Genomic DNA, 22,131 nt, shown 5'->3' with positions numbered 1-22,131 from the left:
TTGATCACTCCGAACCCGGCGAGCAGCCTGGTGCACATGACACGGAACACCCCTGAGAAGACCACCGAGAAGACCCCCGTGACCCTGCTCGGCCTGGGCGCCATGGGCACCGCGCTGGCCCGCGCCTGGCTCGCCGCCGGGCACCCGCTGACCGTCTGGAACCGCACCCCGGCCCGCGCCGGGGCGCTCGCCGCCGAGGGGGCGAGGACCGCCGCCACCGCCGCCGAGGCGGTCGCCGCGAACCGTCTGGTCGTCGTCTGCCTGCTGGACGACGCCTCGGTCGAGGAGACCCTGGCCGGTGTCGATCTGACGGGCCGTGACCTGGTCAACCTGACCACCGGCACCCCCGAGCAGGCCCGGACCCGCGCCGCCTGGGCCCGTGCGCGCGGCGCCCGCTACCTCGACGGCGGCATCATGGCCGTCCCCCCGATGGTCGGCGTCCCGGAGGCCGGCGGCTACGTCTTCTACAGCGGCGACCGGGAGCTGTTCGAGCGGCACCGGGAGGCGCTGGCCGTCCCGGTCGGCACCACCTACGTCGGCGAGGACGCCGGCTTCGCGGCCCTGCACGACGTGGCCCTGCTCAGCGCCATGTACGGGATGTTCGCCGGTGCCGCGCACGCCTTCGCCCTGATCCGCCGGGAGGACATCGACCCCGTGTCGTTCGCCCCGCTCCTCGCCGACTGGCTCGTCGCGATGGCCCCGTCGGTCCACCGGACCGCCGACCAGCTGCGGAGCGGCGACTACACCGAGGGCGTCGTCTCCCACCTCGCCATGCAGGTGGCCGGCACGCCGACCTTCCTGGCGACGGCCGAGGGGCAGGGCGTCAGCGCCGAACTGCTCAGCCCCTACTTCGCGCTGATGCGCCGCCGACTGGCCGAGGGCGACGGCGCGGAGGACCTCACGGGGGTGGTCGACCTGCTGGCACGCTGACCGGCAGACCCCGCCGCCCCCCCGGGCGACGCGGGGAACTCCGGGCGACGCGGGGAACCCCGTACCCCTCGGGGAGTCCCGCACGCCGCCCGGGAGGCCGGGCCCCGGTCAGGCGGTGTGCAGCGTCAGCCCGTAGCGGCCGAGGATCTCGTTGACGGGCTGGAACCAGGTCTCGCCGCCGGAGGAGCAGTTGCCCCAGCCGCCGGAAGTGACGCCCTGGGCCTGGTCGCCGCTGATGAACGCGCCGCCGGAGTCGCCGCCCTCCGCGCAGACGCTGGTCTTCGTCATCTGGTGCACGGCGCCCTGGCTGTAGTTGACCGTCTCGTTCTTGGCGAGGACGGTGCCGCAGTGCCACTTCGTGGTGGAGCCCGAGCGGCAGATCGACGCGCCCACGGGCGCCTCGGCGGAGCCGCGCACCAGCCGGTCCGGGATGACGCCCCAGCCGAGGACGACGGGCACGGTCCACCAGCCGCTGTGGACGCTCACGTACGCGTAGTCGTCGCCGGGGAACGAGGAGCCCTGGAAGGTGCCCATGGCGGAGCCGTCCCAGCCGCGCACCGCCGCCCCGGCCCGCCCGCAGTGACCGGCCGTGACGAACCCGCCGTGCACCGAGAAGCCGATCGAGCAGCGCACGTTGCCGGTGTAGTACGGGTCGCCGCCGACGGTCCCCGCCGCGTAGGTACGGGGAGCGGCGGCCGTCTCGGCGACGGTGACGGGCCCGTGCGCCCGCGCCTCCTCGACGAAGGCGCGCACGGCGGGGGCGTCCCGCTCGGCCCGTACGACCGTGACGACGACGCTGTTCGTCCTCGGGTCGACGTGCCAGCCGGCGACGCCCCGGGGCGCGGCGCGCCCGTCGAGGCGGGCCTTGGCCCGGTCGAGGGCGGCGGCGCTGTGCCGGACCAGCCGGGTGTCGGCCCCGAGCGCCCGCACCCCGGCCTCCTCGGCGCGGTCGGTGAGGGCGACGACGAGCCGCTCCGAGGCGGGGTCGAACCAGGCGCCCGCGTACGCGCCGCCGGCCGTCCGCCGGGCCTCCTCCTCGACCCGCGCGGCGGCCTTCTCGGCGCGCAGCCGCTCCTCGGCCCGCGCCGGGCTCAGCCCGAGGTCGTCACGGAGCGCGTCGATCAGCCCGGCCGAGGCGGCGGGCGCGGCGGCCGGTTCGGGCGGCGGGGCGGCCTGGGCGGCACCGGTCCCGGCGCCGAGCGTGAGCAACAGGGCCGCGAGGGCGAAGCCCAGGGGGGTGGTGCGTTTCACGGAGCCTCCTGGTGTGGGGGAGCCAAACGCCTGAGAGCGCTCTGAGAGCGCTCTCAGCAACCTGTGGGCCGTACGCTAGCGCCCTCGGCTTGGCAGGTCCACACCAGAAACGCGACAACGATGGATACCGCCGAGACGGGCCGGTTCCGTGACGTACGTCCCCGACGCCGGGCTATCCCGCCGGGGAGGGGAGGTGTTTCGCGAGGAATCGCCGGACGTGCCCCGGCCCGTGAGCCCCGGTAACGTGGCCGTCCGCCGCGAGGAGCCCCGGCCCGCCCGGTCCGGGCGGGGGAACGGGGCGGAGGAGAACGAGAACGTGACGAACGAGAACATGGCGAACAGTGGCGTGACCGGCGGGCGGACCAGGCCCGAGGTCCGCGTCCCCGAGGGCGAGGCCCCCGCCGAACTGGCCGTACGGGACCTGGTCGTCGGGGACGGCACCGAGGTGCGGCCGGGCATGGTCGTCAGGATCCACTACGTCGGCGTCGCCTTCGCATCCGGGAAGGAGTTCGACTCCTCCTGGGAGCGGGACCAGCCGTTCAAGTTCGCCGTGGGCGGCGGCAGGGCCATCAAGGGCATGGACCGGGGCATCCGGGGCATGCGCGTGGGCGGCCGCCGCGAGATCACCGTCCCCCCGCGCCTCGGCTACGGCAAGCAGTCGCCCTCCTCCCTGATCCCCCCGAACTCGACGCTCGTCTTCGTCGTGGACCTGCTCTCGGCCTGACCCGCCCCGCCCGTCTCCCGGCCGGGGCGCCGCGGCCACTCGTGAACGGCTGCGGTCGGCTCGATCAGGGGCGATGGACGGACAACCGTGGAGTGGCGGGGGGAGGGGGGAAGGCTCAGGCGTTGACGGCGTGTTCGACGAACCGGCCGCAGGCGCGGAACCCCAGACGGCGGTACACGGGTTCGCCGTCGGCCGACGCCTGAAGGACCGCGATGCGGTGGTTTTGCTCGCGGGCGGCGTGAAGGGCCGCGAGCGTGATGGCTCCGCCGTAGCCGCGCCGTCGGTGGGCGGCCAGGGTGGAGATGTTGTAGACGCCGGCGACTCCCGCGTGGTGGAACACCTCGGCGGAGCAGACCGGACGGTTCTCCACGTAGCCCACCAGGTACCTGGCCGGGCAGGTCGCGGCCAGCGCCCGGGGCGCGGCCCGGGCGAAGAAGTCGCGGACGGTTCCGGCGGGTGGATTCCAGTTCGCGGCGAGGACCGTGGCGTAGTCGGCGAGCTGGTCGGGCGTGGTCACCGTTCGGATGTCCAGCCCCGGGGCGGAGGGAACCGGCAGGGTGTCGTCCAGTTCGGCCCACATCGCCGTCTCGTGCTCGGACACCGGCAGACCGGCTGCCGTCAGGCGCGCGCTGAGGTCCGCCGGCGTCGAGGCGGGCCCCACCCACCAGGAGAAACCGCGCCCCGTGCCGGCCAGCGCCCCGACGGTCTCGGAGACGCGGACGGCGGCGTCACCGGCGGTGAAGCGGGCCGCGGCGACGATGTTGAACGTGTCGTCGTCCAGACCGCTGTCCGCGATCAGCAGGTCCCCGGTCTCCACGACGGTCGCACCGGACATGCTCCGGTGCAGATGGCAGGCGTGTTCCGCCAGGTTCCGTTCCATCCTGTCCGTCAGGTCGGCTTCATCGGGAAAGCAGTCGTTCATAGGGACCGATACCAGCACGACCGAGCGAGGACCGCACGTCATTTCAGCCGGCGCCACGCCGACGACCGGCACTTTCGACGTGCGCCCCGCACAGGGGTTCCGCGGAGTGTCAGTGGCCGCTGCGATCCTGCATCACATGGACGAGAACACCTTCTGGACGCTCATGGACGAGCTGAGCCGTCGCCCCGGCGGTCGGCCGGAACGGCTGGAGTGGCTGCGCGGGCGCCTGCGGGGCCGGCCGGTCGCGGAGGCGGTGGGGTTCCAGGTGCGCCTGGAGTCCGCGTGCGAGGCGGTCGCCACGGACGCGCTGTGGCGGGCGGTGCGCCGGATCGAGAGCGGCCTGTGCTCCGACGACGGCTTCGACTACTTCGCCCTCTGGCTGGCGGCCCAGGGGCGGGGGACGTACGAGGCCGTCCTCGCCGATCCGGACGTCCTCGCCGGTCTCGCCGGGATACGGACTCTTGCGGGACGGCACCCGAGGGAATGGCACGACGACGAATGGCCGGAATGGGAGGAACTCGACTACGTGGCCCAGGAGGTGTTCGAGGAACTGACCGGCGGGGCGGACGACCGCGAGGAGGCGTTCTACGACGCGCTGGAAGTAGCCCAGGAGGCGGAACCCGAGCCCGAGCCCAGAGCGGAGGCCGGCGCGGCGGGAGGCGGGACGCCCCGGCTGGACGCCCTCTTCCCGGTGGGGGCCGGCCCCCGGCGCCCCTCGTGAAAAGGCGTGGCCGCCGGGTGGGCGCGGTGCGAGGATCGGCGTACACCATGATCCGCGTCCGTTCCACTTCACGTCCCGGAGGGCCCCGTATGGACGTCGCCCCGCTGCTGCCGTTGACCACGGCCAGGTTGTCGCTGCGGCTGTTCGCTCCCGGCGACGCCGACGACCTGTACGCCTACCAGGGCCTGGCGAGCGTGGCGCGCTATCTGTACCGGCCGGCGCACACGCGTGAGCGCAGTGGGCAGGTCGCCGCCGAGCGCGCGGTGCGGACGGGCTGGCGGGCCGACGGGGACAAGCTGGCGCTCGCCGTCTGCCGGCGTGACGAGCCCGGTCTCCTCGGCGAGGTGAGCCTCTCCCTGGCCGATGCCCGTGCCGCCCAGGCCGAGATCGGCTGGACTCTCGCGCCGGGCCACCAGGGGCACGGCTACGCGACCGAGGCGGCCGCGGCGCTGGCCGGGTTCGCCTTCGACACGCTGGGCGTGCACCGGCTCTACGCCCGGCTGGACGTGGAGAACACCGGCTCCGTGCGGGTCTGCGAGCGCCTCGGGATGCGCCGCGAGGCGCACCTGGTCGAGAACGACCTCGACGGGGACCGCTGGGGCAGCGAGTACATCCACGCGGCGCTCTCCGCGGACCTCGTCCGCCGGCCGGCCGGCTGATCCCGCGGGCCGGGACAGCCCGCTGTCTGCCGTCGGTGAACACCGCCCCGGGCGGGCGGCACCGGCCGCTACCGTCCCGTCCCATGACGACGGTCACCACTCGCACGGTCGCGTACCCGGCCGACGGACTGACGATGATCGGGCACCTCGCGCTTCCGGGCGGCACCGGGCGTCGGCCCGCCGTGCTGATCGGTCCCGAGGGGACGGGGCTCAGCGACGTCGAGCGCCGACGGGCCGAGGCGCTGGCCGAACTGGGATACGTGGCGCTGGCCTTCGACCTCCACGGCGGACGATATCTGGAGGACCCGGAGGAGATGCTGGCGCGTTGCCTGCCGCTGCTCGCCGACCCCGGCCGCATGCGGGGAATCGGTCACGCCGCGCTCGACGTGCTGCGTACCGAAGGACGGGCCGACCCCGGCCGGATCGCCGCCATCGGCTACGGCACCGGGGGCGCCGTCGCGCTGGAGCTCGGCCGCGACGGCGTCGACCTGCGCGCGATCGGGACGGTCAACGCGCTGACCACGGGCCGGCCGGGCGAGACGGCACGCATCCGCTGCCCGGTATGGGCCGGAGTCGGATCGGAGGACCCGATCATGCCGCCCGCCCAACGGGAGGCGTTCGTCGCGGAGATGCGGGCCGCGGACGTCGACTGGCGCCTCGTGGTCTACGGCGGAGCCCTGCACGCCTTCCACCACCCGCCGGTCGACCACCCCACGCCGCCCGGCGTCGGCCACCACCCACGGCACGCACGGCGAGCCTGGCGCGACATCGTCGCCCTGCTCGCCGAATGCCTGCCCGTCACGGAATGATCCGACCGGCCCCGGACGCTCACCCCCGGCCGGGCGGCCGCCTGTGTTCCGGGGGGTGCTCCGAGCGGGGCGGTTCGCGGCGCGGAGACCGTAAACGCGTGGACAGCCCTTCCCGTGTCCGGCACAGTGACCGCCCATGACGAGCAGCGAACTGTGGAGCCGTGCCACCGCCGAGCGGTACGACGCCGAGGAGACCGAAGCGTTCTCGGAGGCCGTCCTCGGACCGACCGTCGCCTTCCTCGGCGAGCTCGCAGGGGAAGGCCGGGCGCTGGAGTTCGCCATCGGGACGGGACGGGTGGGGGTGCCGCTCCGGGAGCGCGGCGTGCCGGTGGTGGGCGTCGAACTGTCCGAGCACATGGCGGCGGTGCTGCGGCGCAAGGCCGACGAGGACACCCTTCCGGTGGTCATCGGTGACATGGCCACCACCGTCGTCCCCGGCGGATTCTCGCTGGTCTACCTCCTCTACAACACCATCAGCAACCTGCTCACGCAGGACGAGCAGGTCGAGTGCTTCCGCAACGCCGCACGGCACCTGGAGCCCGGCGGCCGCTTCGTCGTCGAGCTGCTCGTGCCGCCGCTGCGGTCCCTGCCGCACGGTCAGGTCGCGGTGCCGTTCGACGTCTCGGAGCGGCACCTCGGCTTCGACACCTTCGACCTGGTCGAGCAGGTCCTCGTCTCGCACCACCTCACCCTCGACGGCGACGACGGCCGCTACCGCCGCGAGAACTCCCGGCACCGGTACGCCTGGCCCGCGGAGCTGGACCTGATGGCGCGGATCGCCGGACTCGAACGGGAGCGCCGCGTCGCGGACTGGGACGGATCGCCGTTCACCCAGGACTCCACGAAGCACATCTCCGTGTGGCGCAAGCCCGCCTGAACCCAGGCCGGTCGCATGGCAGGCCGTACGCCTCACGGGGGTGCCCGGACGGGACCGCGAGCGCTTCCCGTACCCACCGCACCCCGCCCCCGGCGGGCTGCTCGTGTGGGGCACCACCATGGACGCCGACCGCCTGTGCTGGCGCGCCGGCGGGGCTCCCGACGGCTGGCCCGTCGTGGTGTGGAGCGGCGAGGGCCGGTACGAGACCCACGCCATGGGCGCGGCGGAGTTCGTCGAGGGCTGGGCCGGCGGGCGCGTCCGGTCCCCGCTGCTCGGGGAGATGGAACCGGACCTGGCACCGTGGTTCAACGCCTTCCGGCTCCGCGTCCACCGCTGCCTGCGCCTGTCCGAAGGCCCCCTCGCCCGCCCCGAGCGCCTGCGGCGACTGCGCGGGGCGCTGGCCCCCACCACGGACCGGGGATCGTGGCGCTCCGAGTCCGGTGGGACGGGACAGGACCACTTCGCGACCGTGGACACCGACTGGCTGCTCACGTACGACCTGTCCCGTCCCCACCAGATACGGATCGCCTTCCCGCCCGAGGACGGCGCCCGCGTCCAGCGGCGTCTCCTCGCCGCCGTACGGCTCATGGAGTGCGAAGTCCTCCGGATCACGGACGCGGCCGGAAGCCCCCTGCCGACGTGGGACACCGCCACGGACGAGGACGGATAGTCCCGGCTTCCGGGCGGGCGCCGTCGCCGCTCGCGCGCCCGGGCGGGTCGGCCCGGTCAGCTCGGGCGGCCTGGCTTGCCCCGGTTTGCTCAGGACCGTCCCGTCCCCGCGTCCCGTACGACCCGGTAGCGGAGGTGGACGATGGACGAGGCGAAGACGCGGGTCTCGACGAGGGCGAGGTCCACCCGCCGTTCGTCCCGGGGGAAGAACGGCACGCCGCCGCCGACGAGCACCGGGTGGACCTTGGTCCGGTACTCGTCGATCAGACCGGCCGAGGCCGCCTCGGCGGCGAGTCCCGCGCCGCCGATCGCGATGTCGCCGGTCCCCGGCCCGGCCCGCAGCCGCCCGATCTCCTCGGCCAGGCTGCCGGAGGCCAGGCGGGCGTTGCCCTCCACCGCCGACAGGGTGGTGGAGAACACCACCTTCGGGAGCGACCTCCAGAGCGCGGCCCACTCGCGCGTGGAAAAGCCGAGCGACGGGTGCTGCTCGACGGTCTCCCAGTAGAGCATCGTCTCGTACAACCGCCGTCCCAGCAGGTAGACGCCGAGCTGCCGGACCTCGTCGGTGGTGAAGCGGAAGACCTCCTCGTCGGGCGCGGTCCAGTCGAAGCGGCCGTCCGGCCCGACGATGTAGCCGTCGAGCGAGGTGTTCATCGAGTACGTCACCCTGCGCATCGGAATCCTTCCCGGGCCGGCCGCGACCGTCGCGCCCGCCTGTCTCCACTGCCGTACGGTGTCGGATCCGGCCGCCGAACCCATCCGGACCTTTCCCGATCCTTGCTCACCGGAGCGCCGTCAGCGAGACGGCCGCGACGCGCGCGTCGCGAGGCCGACCGCTTCGGGAGCGGCCCGACGGCGGGGGAAGCGCAGCGCCGTGGCGGCGGAGAGCAGGACCGGGGCCGCGGCCAGTGCGAAGCACACGGTCAGCGGGAAGCGGCCCACCAGCAGCCCCGCGGCGGCCGTGGAGCCCGCCGAACCGGCGTTGAAGGAGGTGTTGACCCAGGCGCCCGACCGGGTGCGGGCGGCCGGGGCCGCGCACTCGTCGGCGATCAGATACGCGGTGGTGAGGGCCGGCGCCACGAACAGCCCGCCGAGCGCCGCCCACGCGACGAGCACGGCGGGGTGCGGGACGAACCCGGCCGAGGCCAGGGGGATTCCCAGGGCCACCGCGAGGAACGCCAGCCGTGTGCGGTGCGGGACCCGCCACGCGACGGCGCCGTGGAGCAGGCCGCCGATCGCGCTGCCGCCGGACAGCGCGGCCAGCACCCAGGCGACCACCGCGGGGGCCCCGTGCGCGTCGGCGAAGGCGATCACGAGGAGGTCGAACGCCCCCAGACAGCCGCCCATGGCGGCGGAGACGGCGATCGCCTGCCGCAGCCCGGGGGCGACCCGCGGCGGCCACCGGCGCGACGGGACCCCCGAGGCGTCCGGAGCCTTTGGCGGCGCGGCGACGGGAAGGGCCTTCCCCCGGCCGGTCCAACTACGGACCGCCGGGGACGTGATCAGGGCGAACGCGCCGGTCAGGACGAGAGCGGCGCTCACCGCGAGACCGGCCGGGGGAGCGGCGACCCGCACCAGCAGCGCCACCAGCAACGGCCCCGTGACGAAGAGGAGTTCCTCGGCGACCGTGTCCAGGCTGTACGCGCGCCGCAACAGGTCCCGGTCGGGCACCAGACGGCTCCACAGCGTCCGCATCACCGGCCCGAGCGGCGGTACGCACGCGCCGGCGGCCATCGCCAGAGCGCCCAGCAGCACGCCGGACGCCCCCGGCGCGCCCGGTGTATCCGGCGTATCCGGTGCACCCGGCCATGAGGTCGCGACGGCGAGTCCGGTCAGCAGCAGCGCGTAGGCGGCCGCCATGGGGAGCAGGGCCCGGCGCGGCCCGTACCGGTCGATCAGACCGGCACGGACCGGCGAGAGGGAGACTCTGGTCAGCCTGAACAGAGGGCCATGACGGCGCCGTAGCAGGGCCCGGCGGGGCCCGTCGGCTCACCCGGCGGCGTAGGCGGCGAGTGAGGGTTCCAGCAGGCCGAAGGCGCTGTCCGCCTCCGTGGTGACGGTGGCGGAGATCCGGGCCGTGTCCTGGCCGGCGAGGGTGAGTTCCTGGATGCGCTGGAACAGGGTGCGGTGCACGGCGCCGAGCAGGGCGGCGGCGGTACGGGGGGTGATGTCGTCGCGCGGAGTGCCGGTGGCGTCGGCCAGGGCGTCGGCCAGGGCGGCTTCCCGCAGGTCGTGCAGGTCGCGCAGCCGGGCGGACAGGGTGGGGCTGTCGGCGACCATGCGGGCGAAGCCGGGGCCGGAGAACCCGGCGACGGGGTCGGCGCTCGCGGCGGCGTCGGCGAAGGCGCGGCGCAGGGCCGCGAGGGCCGGTTCGCCGGCCTGACGGCCGGTCACCGTGGCGGCCAGCGAGGCGGTGAAGGCGTCCTGGTGGTCCAGGGCCAGGTCTTCCTTGTGGGGGAAGTAGTTGGTCACCGTCTTCTTCGCCACGCGCGCGGCGGCGGCGATCTCGGCGATGGTGGTCCGCTCGAACCCCTGGGCGAGGAAGAGGCCGGTGGCGACGTCGGAGATGAGCTGCCGGGTCTCCTGCTTCTTGGATTCCCGCAGGCCGGGAGGGGGTGCGGGCGAGGCTGCGTCGATAGTCATGAAGAAATCTTACACCCGTAGCATTTTTATGTTGACGCCCATGGTGCGTCCGGTCTAAATTTACGTCCGTCGCAAGTTTGCTTTCGTAGTGAGGGGCGGCCGTGCCCGAACGCCGGTCGCTCCCCGCCGCCCGCCCCCGTACCGCCATCGCTCAGACCTCCCCGAGGAGAATCGCCTTGCAGATCACCGCCTCCACCGTCTCGCTCACCGTCGACGACGTCGCCGCCTCCCAGCGGTTCTTCACCACCCACCTCGGCTACGTCGAACAGGCCGCCGCCGAGGGCTTCGCCTCCCTGGCGCGCTCCGACGCCGCCCTGGACGTCGTCCTGCTCGCGCGGGGCACCGAAGTGCTGCCGGCCGACCAGCGCGACCGGCACGCCTCCGGCCTGATCCTCGCGTTCACCGCCACCGGCATCGAGGCCGAGGAGGAGCGACTGCGCGCCGAGGGCGTCGAGATCACCATGCCGCTGCGCGAGGAGCCCTGGGGCGAGCGCCTCTTCCAGGTCACCGACCCCAACGGCGTGATCGTCCAGTTCGTCGAGTGGGTCACTCCGTCCGCCCCCGCGAACGCCTGAGCCGTCCCCCTGCCGCGCCGCCACCCCATCCCCTGTCACCAGGGGCCACCCGAGAGGAAGTTCCCCGTGAAATACGCACTCGTCATCTTCGAGACGGACGCGTCGCGCCGTCTGATCCGGGCCGACCGGGCCGCGTACCGCAAGGAGTACGAGGGCTGGATCGGCGCTCTCGCCGCGGCCGGGAAACTGGTGGGCGGCGACGCACTGGAGACCGGGCGGACGGCCCCCGCGACCGTGCGGGTCAGGGCCGACGGGACGCGGACGGTGGCGGAGGGCCCCGCGCACGCGGGGGAGGAGACGCTCGGCGGCTGGTTCCTCGTCGAGGTGGCCGACCGTGAGGAGGCCCTCGCGCTGGCCGCGAGCCTGCCCACCCCGGAGACCGTCGAGGTCCGCCCGGTCCTCGAATCCGCCTGAACCGAAATGACGCCATCTCGTAAAGGCCGGAGCGGGTGCGGGGGAGTGCTCCTCCCCCGCGCCGAACGGCCCAATCGCCCACGTCCCCCTTCGCGTCGTCCGAAGCGGAAGCGCGCCCGGGGCCGGATCCGTTCGCGGGGTTGAACGTGCGGTGCGGTCCGGGTTGCGTCCCGGGGGGTGTCACGGGGCGGACGAACGACGAGGTCCCGGCGTGGTTGACGCGCGTTGACAAGGGCCGCCAGAATCGCGCAGGTACATGTCAAGAATGGTGAGGGCGGGTACGTCGCGCGGACCGGTCCGGCCGGTACCGGACGCCCCTGCCCGCTCGGACCCCGGCACCACCCTGCCCGGCGTCCGCGCCCTCTGCCCCAGGACACCCCGCCTGCCCCCGGCAGGCTCCTGCGCGAAAGGAGCACCGCACATGTTCTCCCGACTCTCCGCGAGACTCACGGTCACCGTCACCTCCCTCGCCCTCACCGGACTGTTCGCCGCCGCCGCACCGGCGTCGGCGACCGCCCTCCGTACCCCGGCCGCCGCGCCGACGGCGGCCGCCGAACCGGCGGCGCCCGCCACGGCCGGGCCCGCCGCCGTGACCGTGAAGATGCCGGCCAAGGTCGCCGACAGCCTCGGCGCCGACCGCCAGGCCCTGATAGACGCCGTCTCCGCGGACGCCCTCTCCCGGTCCCGCGACGCCAAGGGCCTCGCCCCGGCGACCGCCGTCGGCAGACTCGCCGCCGAGGGCCGCGAGGTCGTCGTCGACGTCCGCACGGTCTCCCGCGACTGGGCCCGGGGCGTCGCCTACGTCGAGGCCCCCCGCACGCGCCACGGCGAGCCGGAGGGCTGGCTCTACCTCGCCCACCGCGACAAGGGCCGGTGGACCGCGGGCCTGGAGGGCGACGACGAGTTCGCCGCCTACGTCGCCGATTCCCCCCTGATCGGCGAGGCCGAACGGCGGACCATGACGGCGTACGCCGAGCGCAAGGCCACCCCGCAGGCACAGGCGCGACTGTCGCCCGCCGGTGCCCAGGCCAACACCGGCGGACTGCTGCTTCCCTGGATGCCCGACTACTACATGACCCTGACCGGCGGCCCGCACGCCCACGACAGCGGGTCCGGCTACTGGAGCGCCCTCGACTTCGCCGGCGGCAACGCCAGCGGCCGGGTCCGCTCGTCCCGCGAGGGCACGGCGACCTCGATGTGCGGCGCGGGCGGCGGCTGGACGCGGGTGATCCACCCCGGCGGATTCTCCACGGACTACTACCACATGTGGAACACGACCTACTACAACGGCACCTCGGTCCCCCGCAGCGCCCTGCTCGGCAACATCGGCACCGACACCTGCGCGGGCGGCTCCGCGACCGGCGCCCACGTCCACTGGAGCCTGCGCACCTACGACGCCAACTACAACGGCCAGTACACCTGGCTGAACGGCCGCACCATCGGCGGCTGGACGTGGTGGAACGGCTCCGCCCAGTACTCCGGCTGCGGCACCCGCCTCGGCGTCACCGCCTGCCCCGGCACCGCGATCTACAACCGCGCCGGCTGACACCCGCCCCTCCCGCCCGGGGCCCTCGCGGGACGCGCGAAGGCCCCGGACCGGGGCGCCCACCGCCCGCCGGGCGGGCCCCGGGCGTTGTCGGTGGCGTGTGCGACGATCCCTCACATGATCGCCTCGCTCGCCTCGCTCCTGCCCGTCACCGGCCCCCACGCCTCGACGACGTACGCCGACTGGGCCGACCTGCACGACCAGGCGGCGGCCCCGGGCGCGCGCGAGCTGATCGACGCGATGCGGACCGAACTCGCCCGGACCTGGGACAAGCCCGGCCGGTTCGTCGACGCCATGGCGGTGAAGGCCCGCACCCTGCCCCCGGCCCACCTGCCCTGGTTCTGGGACACCGTCGGCCACCGGCTGCTCGGTTACGGAACCCGGGCCGGCGGGCGCGCCTACGCGGCGGCGCGGGCGGCCGAGACCGAGCACGGCCTCGCGGCCGACCCCGCCTACCGCCGGGCCAACGCCCTGCTGTTCGCCGCGCGGGGCGCCATGCCCGTCAAGGAGTTCGCCGCGCACCGGAGCTTCCTCGCCGACACCCTGGACCCCGTGGCGGCCCACACCGCGTTCGAGGAGTTCCTGACCGCCTGGGCGGGCTCGCCGGCGGACCTCCCCGCCGACCTCGTGCGCCGGGTCCGGGCCTCGGCCAAGGAAGCGGGACGGGGCGCGAAGGAGGTCGCGCGCGTGGTCGGCGCGGTCCTGTCGACCACCAGGAAGAAGGCCGTGCCGAACGCCCTCCTGGACGCCGCCCGCCCGGTCCTGGCGGCCTACCCGCCGGCCGACGCGGTGGCCGCCGGACTGCTGGAGGTCTTCCCCGACGGGGCCGTCGACGGCGGAGCCTGGCTGCGGCTGCTGATCGACTGCGGCGCGGCGGGCGCGCTGGAGAGCGGCCGGATCGTGCCGGAGGACGGCCTCTCCGGCTGGATCGGCCGCTTCGTCCACACGTACCAGTACGCGGCGCAGTCCGGCGGCGGAGTCGCTCGGCAGCCGCTGCCCGGGGAACTCCTCGACCTGATCGGCCGGCTGGGACCCGAACTGCGGGCGGCGGGCACCCCCGTGGCCCTGCACACGACCCGCTTCCACTACCAGGGGCTCGACGCGGACGTGCTGGACGCCTGCCTGGCCGCAGGCGCCGAGGTCGTCGACCCCGGCGCGGAGGTCCCGATGCGGTTCTGGGGCGAGAAGTCCCGGCGCGACCTCGCCGCACTGGCCGCCCACCCGGTCTTCGGCCCCCGCCTGGAGGGGACCGTCCACGCGGACCTGCTGCCCGACTGGTCGACGGCCCAGCGGCGCCGGGCCGGGACGGCGGTCACCCTGCTGCCGGGCAACCCGGGCATCGCCCAGGCGGTCGCCGAGCGCATCGGCAAGCTCGTCGGCACCGTCGGCGGCGGGGGCATGGCCGGAGCCGAGGAGGCCGTCGCCGAACTCGCGACCCTGCTCGACCGGCCGACGGTCCGCGCGCTCGACGGCATCGCCGAAGCCCTCGACGAGGCGAGCGCCGCGGGCGCGCTGCGGCGCTCGCTCGCCGCCGGACTCCCCGAGGAACTGGCCTGGCCCGCCCTGGAAGCGGTCTACGAGGAGTTCGCCGCGACGGCCCGTTCCGCCCCGCCCGCCCCCGGCGCGCCCCCGGCACCGGACGGTCCCGTCCCCGGCGTCGCGGGCGTCACCGCGACCTGGCCGGTCCTCACCGTGTTCGGCACGGACCGCGCCGTCGCCGTCGCCCCGGACGGCGTCCGGGCCTCGTGCCGCTTCACGGTCCCGGACGGCGCCACCCTGTACGCGGTCCACTACGTCGGCGGCTCCTTCCTGGTCAGCTGGACGCACACCCCGAACCCGTACCACTGCGACACCGCCGTCTGGGCCGACCGCCCCGACGACCCCTTCACCCCCGAGGAGACCGGCGGACTCGTCCCCTTCGACGGCAGCCTCGACGGCGCGTACGGCTTCCAGTTCGAGACGGTCGACGGCGGCGGCCGCCACGGCGGGAACCGGGTGCTGCGGCCGGGCGGCAGGGAAGGCATCGACCGCGACGAACTGCAACTCCGCGACACCACCCGCACCTGGACGAACGCCGTCTTCGGGCGGCGCCCCTGGAACCGGGTCGACCCCGTCACCGGCCGCCCGCAGGACCCGGCGCCGCTGCCCGACTTCCCCGGCCGCGCGCCCGGCACGGCCCCCGGCACGGAGACGGACGAGTCCGACCTCTCGCTCGCCCGCGAAGCCCTCCAACTGGCCCCGCTGCCGCCCGGCACCGACACCAGCCCGCTCGGCAGCCGGGACGGCCTGACCGGCACCCGCGTCCTGTTCCGCACCCGGCACCGCGCCCACGCCCCCGACCACTACCTGGTGGAGAGCGCCGACGGCCGGACCGCCCGGTTCGACATCGACCGCCCCGGACAGGAACCCTGGGGCCTGTGGGCGCCCCCGGAAGGCGCCGTGGAGGATGTGGTGCTCGCCGAGGCCGAGACCCGTACCGGCGTGCGCGCGTACGCCGCCGACGGCTCCCTCCTGTGGGAGCTGGACGGACACACCACGCCCCGGCACCGGCCGGGCAGGCCGGCCCGCCGGGTCACCGTCTCCGGCGGCGTGGCCCCGCCGCCCGCCTTCTGGTACCTGCTGCGCACCCGCGACACCGCCGGATCGCGCGCCCTGCGCACGGCGGACCGGAAGACCGCGGAAGCGCTCCTGGCCGCCGCGCTCACCGGCGGCGACGGGTCGCTGGAGGCCGCCGTCGCACGGCACCTCCCGCAGGTCACCGACCCCGTCCTGGCCCGCGCCGTCGCCTCGGTGGCCGCCCGGGCGGCCCGGGTGGAGCAGCGCAGGCTCGCCCTGCACCGCCGGGTCACGGTCCTCGCCCAGGCCGCGCCGGCCGCGCCGCGCAGGACCACGCCGGACACCGACCTGCTGCCCGCGCTGTTCGGCCTGACCGCCGACGAGGAACGGGTCCCCGGCTCCCGCCCCGCCCCGCCGTCGCCCCAGCCGGCGACGCTGAGCGCGCTCGCCGCCGACGGCGCCTGCCTGGCGGGCACGATCGACGAAGAGGTACGGCGCCTGTCCCCGCTCGCCCCGCCGCACGACTGGTCCGTCCTGCTCGGCACCGTCGACGCCGCCGCCTGGCGGGCCGCGATCGCCCCCACCCCGGACGGGGAGCGCGCCGCCCTGCTGGCCCTCCTCGACACCTGGGCCGACCAGCCCGTCGCCCGCCCCGGCCTGAGCTGGTGGACGGGACGGGCCCCCGCCGAAGCCCTCGACCGGCTCCGACAGCACGGCGCGCCCGTGGCGTCCGGCGCGGTCCGCCCCGGCAGCGGCACCCACTGGTTCGTGACGCCCGCCGAAGCCGCCGAGGACGCTCCCGCACCCGCCGACGTGCCGGACGCCCGCCGCGTCCGGACCGACCGGGACGACGCAGCCCGGCTGCGGACCCTCCTCACGGCCCTCGAAGAACACGGCCCGCTCCCCGTGCCGGAGACGGCGGCCGAACGCTTCGCGGAACGCACGGGCGTGCGCCGCGCCCTGGCCCGGCTCGTCGTCGCCGGACTGATCGGACGGCCGGACCCGAAGGAGCACCAGGCCCTCGTCGGCAAGGCCCCCTACCGGGCCACCCCGATGACGGCCGACTCCTACGACCGGCTCCGCACCCGGCTCGGAGCGGCGGGCCGCAGGGCCGTCCTGGCGGCGGCGATGCCCGACGACCCGGCCGGACTCTGGCGTCCGGGCGGCGTCGAGGCCGCCGTGGACCGGATGGCCGAGGCGTGGTGCGCACGCCTCGGCGCCCTGCCCCGCGTGGACGACGCGGCGGCCGACGCCCTGGAGGCCGGCCCCGGCCTGTCCGAGGTGTGGGCCCGGCGCCTCGCGGGCGGCTTCGAAGCCGCCTCCGACGCGACCCTCCCCGCCGCCGGATGGGAACTCGCCGCGCGACGGCACGGGCGCGGGACCGACGTCCGCGCCGTCCCCCCGGCCGGTCCCCGGCCGCCCTACGGCACCCCGGTCGGCCTCGACCCGCGACAGATCGCGAGCGCCCTCGTCTGGGCCTGCACGGACCGCCCCGTCGGCGACCCGGCCACCGCCGGGGCGCACGACCTGCACCGGCGCCTGCGCTCCGAACTGGCCCGCCCGGAACTCCTCCTCGACCTCCACCTCGCCCGCGTCAGGGACACCCCCGAGCGGATCGCCGAACGGTTCGGACCCCGCCTCTTCCCGGTCTCCACGGACGGCCTCAAGCCCGACAGCGAGGCCCCGGAGACGGCGTACGACTCCGGAGCCCTGATCGTCTGCGCGCCCGGGGGCACCCCGTTCCTGCGCCCCGCCGCGATCACCGACGCGGAGACCTGGCGGCGGCTGCGCGAGCTCACCGACCTCACCGACGAACTCGACCGGCTGGAACCCCTGCTGGAGGGCGGCGGCCTGGACCGGATGATGCGCCGCGCCCGCTCGGGAGCCGTCCCCGACGGCGCGTACGAGGCCGACCCCCGCCACTCCTGCCCGGACCTGGTCGCCCGGGCCGCCGAGGAGCTCGGGACGGGCCCGGACGCGGCCGCCCTCTACCTCCAGCTCGCCACGCTCGCGGCCCCCACCGACCGCGACGTCCGCCGCTGGACGGGCTGGTCGGCGGCCAGGCACGCGGAGGTGAGGGCCGAACTGCTGGCCACGGGCGCGGTGGTGGAGGCCAAGCGCGCCCGCGCCGGCCGCACCCTCTTCGTTCCCGGCGCGTGGACCGAGCTCAAGTCGCCCCATCTGCCCCTGGAGACGGCCAAGCTGGCGACCCACCTGGTCCGCCCCCTCTGGCGCAACCAGATCCGCTCGCCCCTCGGACGGGTGCTTCCGACGGCGCCCCTGCACGAGATGTTCGAGGCGGCCTGGGAGAACCGGGAGAACGGGTGATGAAGAAGAGACGCCCTCCCTCGGCGTTCGGCTACTTCCTGACGGGCGTGGTGTGCCTGCTGCTCGCCGTGCTGATGGCGTTCGGCGCGGGCAAGGTGATCGGCCCGGTCGTGCTCCTCCTCCTGGGGGTGCCGAGTGCGCTGCTGGCGCTGCGCGCGCCGACGTTCGCCGTCTCCTACGGCCCGGCCGGGGTCAGGTACGTCGGGCTGTTCGGCTCCCGCTTCCATCCGTGGTCGGACGTCCGGGAGGTACGGGTGGCCGTCCTGACGGGCGCGATCTACTCGTCCGACGTCCCGGAACTGGTCCTGACCTCCGGCACGACGGACCAACTGCTGATGCTGGGCGGCCAGAGCTGGGGCCGCATCCGCAACAGACGCGTGGCCCGCCTGGTCACCGACCTGGAAGCGGCCCGCACGGCTGCCTCCTGACCCGCCCCGGGCCGTCAGGCCGTGGGCGGCAGGGCGTGCCACCAGTGGGCGCAGCCGGTGGAGCAGAAGCGGGCGCGGCGGCGGGCGTCGGCGACCGAGAGGAGGGCGACCAGCAGGAGGAACGCCTTGCGGCGTTCGTCGGACGGGGCGAGCGCGGCGATCTTGCCCAGCTGTTCGTCGATCCGGCCTCGGGCGAGGAGCACCGCCGGTGTGTGCGTCGGGCGCAGCCCGGCGCGGCGGACGCTCTCCGGCGCGTCCTCGGTGACGGCGCGCGCCTGGAGGCAGTGGTGGCGCAGGAACAGCAGCACCTCGGACTGCGCGTCCGGGGCGAGGCCGTCGAACCACGCGAGCCCCCGCGCCATCGGGCGCAGTCCTTGCGCGAGTTCGTTGAGCAGGACGTCGCGCTCGTTCAAGGCCGCCTCCCGGGTCACGGGTGCCGGGTCCACCCGAGCTCAGTGTAGGCGCGCCCGGCCCGGATGCCGTCGAGTGCGGCGCGGGTGTAGGGAACGGTCGGCTCGGGCAGGTCCTTCGCGTCCCACCACTGCCAGGCCACGCACTTGTCCGGCTCCCGCAGCTCGGGGACGCCCTCCCAGTGCCGGGCGCGGAAGAAGAGCTGGACGCGGGGCGCCGCCGAGGGCCGTTCCCGCATGTGCACGGTGTGGACGAGGTCGACGTCGGCCGGATCGATGACCAGCCCCGCCTCCTCGTACGCCTCCCGCACCAGGCACGCCGTCGCGGCCTCCGCCTCGCAGTGGCCGGCCAGGACGTGCCAGGAACCGCCCGCGTACGCCGAGTCCGGATGCCGCAGCCCCAGCAGCACCTGCCCGCCGCGCTCCAGGTAGAGGTGGACGCCGACCACGTTCGGCACGGTCCCGGACGGCGCCGCCGATGGTCCGGCCTCTTCGCCCACGAAGGCTCCGGCGGGCGCGGGGTGCTCGGCGGCGTGCCGCTCCAGCAGCTCCCGGGTCGACTCCAGCATCGTCATGTGCGGGAACTGCTCCGGCCGTACCCAGGCGAGCATCACGCCCTCGGTGAGGCGCAGCCGGGCCGGGTCGCCGTTCCAGCGGCCGGTGAACAGCTGGATCGGCACGCGGGTCCCCAGAGTGGAGACGACGTGCTCGACCGCGTACGGCTCCAGACCGGCGACGGCGAGACCGGCCTCCTCCGCGAGTTCGCGGACGACGGTGTCGTACGGGCTCCGGTCCTGCGGCTCCCGGCCGCCGCCCAGCAGCGCCCAGCATCCCGGCTCCCAGATCCACGGCTTGTCGGCGTCCCTCAGGTGCAGCAGGTACCGGCCCCGGCCGTCGTGGACGATCGCGGAGGCGTTCGCCGGGACGACCGTGCCGTCCGGGCCGGAGGCGACGAGCTTGCGGCGCAGGGACGGGGAGGGCACCTCCTCGAACGGCAGCCATACGACGTCCGCCGCCTCCTCCGGAAGGGCGGGGGCGGGGGCGTCGTCGGCGAGGAGGAAGACGAAGCGGACGTCGTAGTGACGCCGGGCCGGTTCGCCCCTCAGGGGGTCGGGGGCGGTGTCGCGGACGCCGATGTCGATCGGCGCGTCCGCGAACTCGGAGGTCAGGACGAGGAAGGAGGCGGGGATGCCCGCCTTCTCCGCGACCGCCCGCAGGGCCGTGGCCGGGAGGCCGGCGTCGGCCGCTTCGACGCGCCCGCCGGGGTGGAGCGGGATTCCTCCGGACGCCTCGTCGCGGAGGTGGAGGACCCTCCGGTGCCGGTCGACCACCACCGCGCCGCAGGTGATGTGCCCGGGGAGGGCGGCGAGGTCGGCCGGATCGCCGAGGGCGTCCAGGGTGGTCAGGAACCCGGCCAGGGCGTCCCGTTCGGCGGGGTTTCGGTCGAGGTAGGCGGAGACCAGGGCGCGCGGACGGGGGAGGACGGGCGGCATGTCGGACCTCTCGGACGAGGGAAGGGGACAGGTGGTCGACGGGCGGGCGGCGGGCGGTGGCGTCACGACCGGGACCGCCCCTCACCGACGGCACCGGCCGGCGCGCCCGGCGCCGCGCCGGTGCCGGTGTGACCCGTGGGACTGGCGCCGGAGCCGGTGCCGGCGGTGCCGGCGGGGCCGGGAGCGGTGGGACCGGGGGCGGGCGCGGGCTGGGTGGGGACGGTGGGGAGGTGGAACTGGCGGGCCTGGAGTTCGTACGCGCTGCGGAACGCGCCCGCACCGGTTCCCAGGACGAGGGTGGGGTCCATCAGTTCGGTGAAGGTGCCGTGCTCCACGACGCGTCCCTCGTCGAGGACGTAGATGAGGTCGGCGTGGCGTGCGCTGGCCAGCCGGTGGGTGATCAGGACGACCGTCTGCCCCTCGTCGGCGAGCCGGTGGATCTGGTCGAAGACCCGCTGTTCGGCGGCGGCGTCGAGCGCGCTGGTGGGTTCGTCGACGATCAGGAGGTCGCCCCGGCGCAGCCGGGCCCGGGCGAGCCCCAGTTTCTGCCACTGCCCGCCGGAGATCTCCTGGCCGCGCTGGTAGCCCCGGGCGAGCAGCGCGTCGAGGCCGTGCGCGAGCCGGGCGACGACCTCGTCGGCGCCGGAGTAGGCGGCGGCGTCCCGGATCTCCGCGTCGTCCCACGGGGCGGCCGAACTGCGGCCGATGCCGATGTTGACGCGGGCGGTGAACGGCCACCGGTAGAAGTCCTGGGCCACCATGGCGACCCGGTCGAAGATCTGCTCCCGGTCGGCCTCGGCGGTGCTGACCCCGCCCCACAGGACCCGCCCCCCGGTGGGCTGCCGCACCCCGCTGAGGAGGCTGACCAGGGTGGACTTGCCGGCCCCGTTCGTCCCCACCAGGGCGACGGTCCTGCCCCGGGGGATGACGAGGTCGACGCCCTCCAGGGACGGCGTGTCCTTGCCGGGGTAGGCGTAGGTGACGTTCTCGAAGCGGATCTCGTCCACCATCTCCGGGAGGTCCCGGCCGCCGTCCGGTACGGCGCGCCGGGCGGCCTCGTCGCACAGGCGCTCCAGGTCCGCGATGTACAGGGCCTCGGCCTGGAGTTCGGTGACGCGCAGGACGAGGGCGGTGATGCTGGCCGAACTGCTCCGGATCGCCAGGACCGCCGTGCCGGCGACGGCGAGGTCCATCCGCCCGGCCCACAGCAGCGCCCCGAGCACACCGTAGGTGGTGACGGTCGCCAGCCCCCGGGCGGAGTCGGCGAGCAGGTTCACCCCCACCCCGGTCCGGGCCAGCCTCGTCTGCTCCTCCTCGCTGGTCTCGGCCATCAGCCGGAAGTGCGTGAGCAGCAGCGGGGCCACCCCGTGGACGCGGACCTCGGCCGCGGCCTTCTGGTCGATCAGCAGCTGGCTCAGCAGTTTGGCCGCCCGCGCGTGCTGCGCGAAACGGTGGAAGCTCGTGTACCGGTGCCGGGCCATGCTGATCGAGCCCCACGCGCTCGGCAGCGCCATCAGCACCAGGAGCGGCAGGAGCACGGGGTGGAGCACGGTCAGCACGCCGGCGGCCGCGATCAGCGAGATCAGGGAGGCCGTCACGGCGGTGCAGTAGCCGACCATCCGGCGCGCGGCGTCCGCGCCCCACTGCGCGGTGTCCATCAACTTGTGGAAGCCGTCGTCCTCGATCGCCTCCAGCTCCACCCGGGCCACCAGGCTCAGATAGCGCTCGGTCGCCGCCCGCTGCACCTTCGGCTCCAGGACGCGGGTGGCGGCGAGCGAGGCCGACCGGCAGAGCGCGCCCACCGACGACAGGACGGCGACGGCGACGATCGCGGACAGCGCGGAGCGCAGCCGCCCGGGAACGTCCCCCGGGGCGAGGAGCCGTACCAGCAGGGCGTTGACCATGATCAGGGAGACGGCCTGCGTGACGCCCTGCGCGATCTCGCCGAAGGCGACCGTGGCGAACGCCCGCCGGTCGGCCCGGCGGGCGAGCCGGACGGCGAGGCCGACCTGACGGGGGAGCGAACGGGCCATCTCCCACATTCCGAGCACCGTCCAGGCGTCGGAGTGGACGGCGAAGCCCTGGTCGTACGTGAGCTTCCCGCCGAACAGCAGCCGCTCCGACTCCGACGCCCCGCCCGGGGACGCCGGTGGCACGTCACCGGCACGCTTCATGC

Annotated in this window: 19 protein-coding genes and 1 pseudogene; 12 read left to right on the top strand and 8 right to left on the bottom strand. The window is 75.1% G+C overall.

Annotated elements, in window-relative coordinates; translation table 11 throughout:
- Positions 1-36 precede the first annotated feature (36 nt).
- The gene (locus IE219_RS28990) at positions 37-930 is read left to right on the top strand and encodes an NAD(P)-dependent oxidoreductase (RefSeq protein ID WP_189982858.1); all 894 of its coding nucleotides are present in this window, start codon (positions 37-39) and stop codon (positions 928-930) included.
- 108 nt (positions 931-1,038) lie between these two features.
- On the opposite strand, the gene IE219_RS28985 is transcribed toward IE219_RS28990, so the two are convergent.
- The gene (locus IE219_RS28985; protein WP_189982856.1) at positions 1,039-2,181 is read right to left on the bottom strand and encodes a S1 family peptidase; all 1,143 of its coding nucleotides are present in this window, start codon (positions 2,179-2,181) and stop codon (positions 1,039-1,041) included.
- Between the two features lie 331 nt (positions 2,182-2,512).
- Between IE219_RS28985 and IE219_RS28980 the strand changes: the two genes are divergently transcribed.
- Positions 2,513-2,905: an FKBP-type peptidyl-prolyl cis-trans isomerase gene (locus IE219_RS28980; protein ID WP_189982904.1), complete on the top strand. Its 393-nt coding sequence runs from the start codon at positions 2,513-2,515 to the stop codon at positions 2,903-2,905.
- 115 nt (positions 2,906-3,020) lie between these two features.
- Here the strand turns inward: IE219_RS28980 and IE219_RS28975 are convergent, their stop codons facing one another.
- Positions 3,021-3,785 (bottom strand): GNAT family N-acetyltransferase, encoded by a 765-nt coding sequence (locus tag IE219_RS28975; RefSeq protein ID WP_189982854.1) that lies wholly within the window; start codon positions 3,783-3,785, stop codon positions 3,021-3,023.
- A 178-nt stretch (positions 3,786-3,963) separates the two neighbouring features.
- Here IE219_RS28975 and IE219_RS28970 point away from each other — a divergent pair, with 178 nt between their 5' ends.
- The 5 genes from IE219_RS28970 to IE219_RS28950 all read left to right on the top strand — a co-directional run bounded on the left by IE219_RS28970 (position 3,964) and on the right by IE219_RS28950 (position 7,563).
- Entirely contained in the window at positions 3,964-4,548 is a 585-nt protein-coding gene (locus tag IE219_RS28970; protein ID WP_189982852.1) for a DUF4240 domain-containing protein, read from the top strand.
- 89 nt (positions 4,549-4,637) lie between these two features.
- Positions 4,638-5,207: a GNAT family N-acetyltransferase gene (locus IE219_RS28965; RefSeq protein ID WP_189982850.1), complete on the top strand. Its 570-nt coding sequence runs from the start codon at positions 4,638-4,640 to the stop codon at positions 5,205-5,207.
- An 83-nt stretch (positions 5,208-5,290) separates the two neighbouring features.
- Complete coding sequence (locus IE219_RS28960) at positions 5,291-6,016, top strand: dienelactone hydrolase family protein (protein ID WP_189982848.1); 726 nt, start codon at positions 5,291-5,293, stop codon at positions 6,014-6,016.
- Positions 6,017-6,152: 136 nt separating this feature from the next.
- Positions 6,153-6,893 (top strand): class I SAM-dependent DNA methyltransferase, encoded by a 741-nt coding sequence (locus IE219_RS28955; RefSeq protein WP_189982846.1) that lies wholly within the window; start codon positions 6,153-6,155, stop codon positions 6,891-6,893.
- Positions 6,894-6,933: 40 nt separating this feature from the next.
- Positions 6,934-7,563, top strand: a complete 630-nt coding sequence (locus tag IE219_RS28950) for a hypothetical protein (RefSeq protein WP_189982844.1) — start codon at positions 6,934-6,936, stop codon at positions 7,561-7,563.
- Between the two features lie 89 nt (positions 7,564-7,652).
- Here IE219_RS28950 and IE219_RS28945 read toward each other — a convergent pair whose 3' ends face one another.
- From IE219_RS28945 to IE219_RS28935, 3 genes and pseudogenes are all read right to left on the bottom strand, one after another.
- Positions 7,653-8,237: a dihydrofolate reductase family protein gene (locus IE219_RS28945; protein WP_189982842.1), complete on the bottom strand. Its 585-nt coding sequence runs from the start codon at positions 8,235-8,237 to the stop codon at positions 7,653-7,655.
- 120 nt (positions 8,238-8,357) lie between these two features.
- Positions 8,358-9,506: pseudogene (locus tag IE219_RS28940) on the bottom strand (MFS transporter); the annotation flags it as partial.
- Between the two features lie 45 nt (positions 9,507-9,551).
- Positions 9,552-10,205 carry a TetR/AcrR family transcriptional regulator gene (locus tag IE219_RS28935; RefSeq protein WP_189982840.1) on the bottom strand — a complete coding sequence of 218 codons (654 nt, stop codon included), beginning with the start codon at positions 10,203-10,205 and terminating at the stop codon, positions 9,552-9,554.
- 176 nt (positions 10,206-10,381) lie between these two features.
- Here IE219_RS28935 and IE219_RS28930 point away from each other — a divergent pair, with 176 nt between their 5' ends.
- The 5 genes from IE219_RS28930 to IE219_RS28910 all read left to right on the top strand — a co-directional run bounded on the left by IE219_RS28930 (position 10,382) and on the right by IE219_RS28910 (position 18,052).
- Positions 10,382-10,780, top strand: a complete 399-nt coding sequence (locus tag IE219_RS28930; protein ID WP_189982838.1) for a VOC family protein — start codon at positions 10,382-10,384, stop codon at positions 10,778-10,780.
- Between the two features lie 66 nt (positions 10,781-10,846).
- Positions 10,847-11,194 carry a YciI family protein gene (locus tag IE219_RS28925; RefSeq protein WP_189982836.1) on the top strand — a complete coding sequence of 116 codons (348 nt, stop codon included), beginning with the start codon at positions 10,847-10,849 and terminating at the stop codon, positions 11,192-11,194.
- A 421-nt stretch (positions 11,195-11,615) separates the two neighbouring features.
- Positions 11,616-12,740: a M23 family metallopeptidase gene (locus IE219_RS28920; protein ID WP_189982834.1), complete on the top strand. Its 1,125-nt coding sequence runs from the start codon at positions 11,616-11,618 to the stop codon at positions 12,738-12,740.
- A gap of 117 nt (positions 12,741-12,857) precedes the next feature.
- Entirely contained in the window at positions 12,858-17,624 is a 4,767-nt protein-coding gene (locus tag IE219_RS28915) for a hypothetical protein (protein WP_189982832.1), read from the top strand.
- The gene (locus tag IE219_RS28910; protein ID WP_189982830.1) at positions 17,624-18,052 is read left to right on the top strand and encodes a PH domain-containing protein; all 429 of its coding nucleotides are present in this window, start codon (positions 17,624-17,626) and stop codon (positions 18,050-18,052) included. The genes IE219_RS28915 and IE219_RS28910 overlap by 1 nt, the downstream gene beginning before the upstream one ends.
- A gap of 14 nt (positions 18,053-18,066) precedes the next feature.
- Here the strand turns inward: IE219_RS28910 and IE219_RS28905 are convergent, their stop codons facing one another.
- The 3 genes from IE219_RS28905 to IE219_RS28895 all read right to left on the bottom strand — a co-directional run bounded on the left by IE219_RS28905 (position 18,067) and on the right by IE219_RS28895 (position 22,129).
- Positions 18,067-18,465, bottom strand: coding sequence for a DUF5958 family protein (locus IE219_RS28905; RefSeq protein WP_189982828.1), 399 nt, complete (start codon positions 18,463-18,465; stop codon positions 18,067-18,069).
- A gap of 14 nt (positions 18,466-18,479) precedes the next feature.
- Positions 18,480-19,955: an NUDIX hydrolase gene (locus IE219_RS28900; protein ID WP_189982826.1), complete on the bottom strand. Its 1,476-nt coding sequence runs from the start codon at positions 19,953-19,955 to the stop codon at positions 18,480-18,482.
- 62 nt (positions 19,956-20,017) lie between these two features.
- Complete coding sequence (locus IE219_RS28895; protein ID WP_189982824.1) at positions 20,018-22,129, bottom strand: ABC transporter ATP-binding protein; 2,112 nt, start codon at positions 22,127-22,129, stop codon at positions 20,018-20,020.
- Positions 22,130-22,131: the final 2 nt, after the last annotated feature.

The sequence above is a fragment of the Streptomyces termitum genome, assembly GCF_014650175.1.
Classification (GTDB): Bacteria; Actinomycetota; Actinomycetes; order Streptomycetales; family Streptomycetaceae; genus Streptomyces; species Streptomyces termitum.
This window is presented reverse-complemented; position numbering and strand designations above follow the sequence as displayed.

Coding starts and splice junctions, on each gene's coding strand:
- IE219_RS28990 (WP_189982858.1), top strand. CDS start 37: ATGACACGGAACACCCCTGAGAAGACCACCGAGAAGACCCCCGTGACC.
- IE219_RS28980 (WP_189982904.1), top strand. CDS start 2,513: ATGGCGAACAGTGGCGTGACCGGCGGGCGGACCAGGCCCGAGGTCCGC.
- IE219_RS28975 (WP_189982854.1), bottom strand. CDS start 3,785: ATGGAACGGAACCTGGCGGAACACGCCTGCCATCTGCACCGGAGCATG.
- IE219_RS28970 (WP_189982852.1), top strand. CDS start 3,964: ATGGACGAGAACACCTTCTGGACGCTCATGGACGAGCTGAGCCGTCGC.
- IE219_RS28965 (WP_189982850.1), top strand. CDS start 4,638: ATGGACGTCGCCCCGCTGCTGCCGTTGACCACGGCCAGGTTGTCGCTG.
- IE219_RS28960 (WP_189982848.1), top strand. CDS start 5,291: ATGACGACGGTCACCACTCGCACGGTCGCGTACCCGGCCGACGGACTG.
- IE219_RS28955 (WP_189982846.1), top strand. CDS start 6,153: ATGACGAGCAGCGAACTGTGGAGCCGTGCCACCGCCGAGCGGTACGAC.
- IE219_RS28945 (WP_189982842.1), bottom strand. CDS start 8,237: ATGCGCAGGGTGACGTACTCGATGAACACCTCGCTCGACGGCTACATC.
- IE219_RS28935 (WP_189982840.1), bottom strand. CDS start 10,205: ATGACTATCGACGCAGCCTCGCCCGCACCCCCTCCCGGCCTGCGGGAA.
- IE219_RS28920 (WP_189982834.1), top strand. CDS start 11,616: ATGTTCTCCCGACTCTCCGCGAGACTCACGGTCACCGTCACCTCCCTC.
- IE219_RS28915 (WP_189982832.1), top strand. CDS start 12,858: ATGATCGCCTCGCTCGCCTCGCTCCTGCCCGTCACCGGCCCCCACGCC.
- IE219_RS28910 (WP_189982830.1), top strand. CDS start 17,624: ATGAAGAAGAGACGCCCTCCCTCGGCGTTCGGCTACTTCCTGACGGGC.
- IE219_RS28900 (WP_189982826.1), bottom strand. CDS start 19,955: ATGCCGCCCGTCCTCCCCCGTCCGCGCGCCCTGGTCTCCGCCTACCTC.
- IE219_RS28895 (WP_189982824.1), bottom strand. CDS start 22,129: ATGAAGCGTGCCGGTGACGTGCCACCGGCGTCCCCGGGCGGGGCGTCG.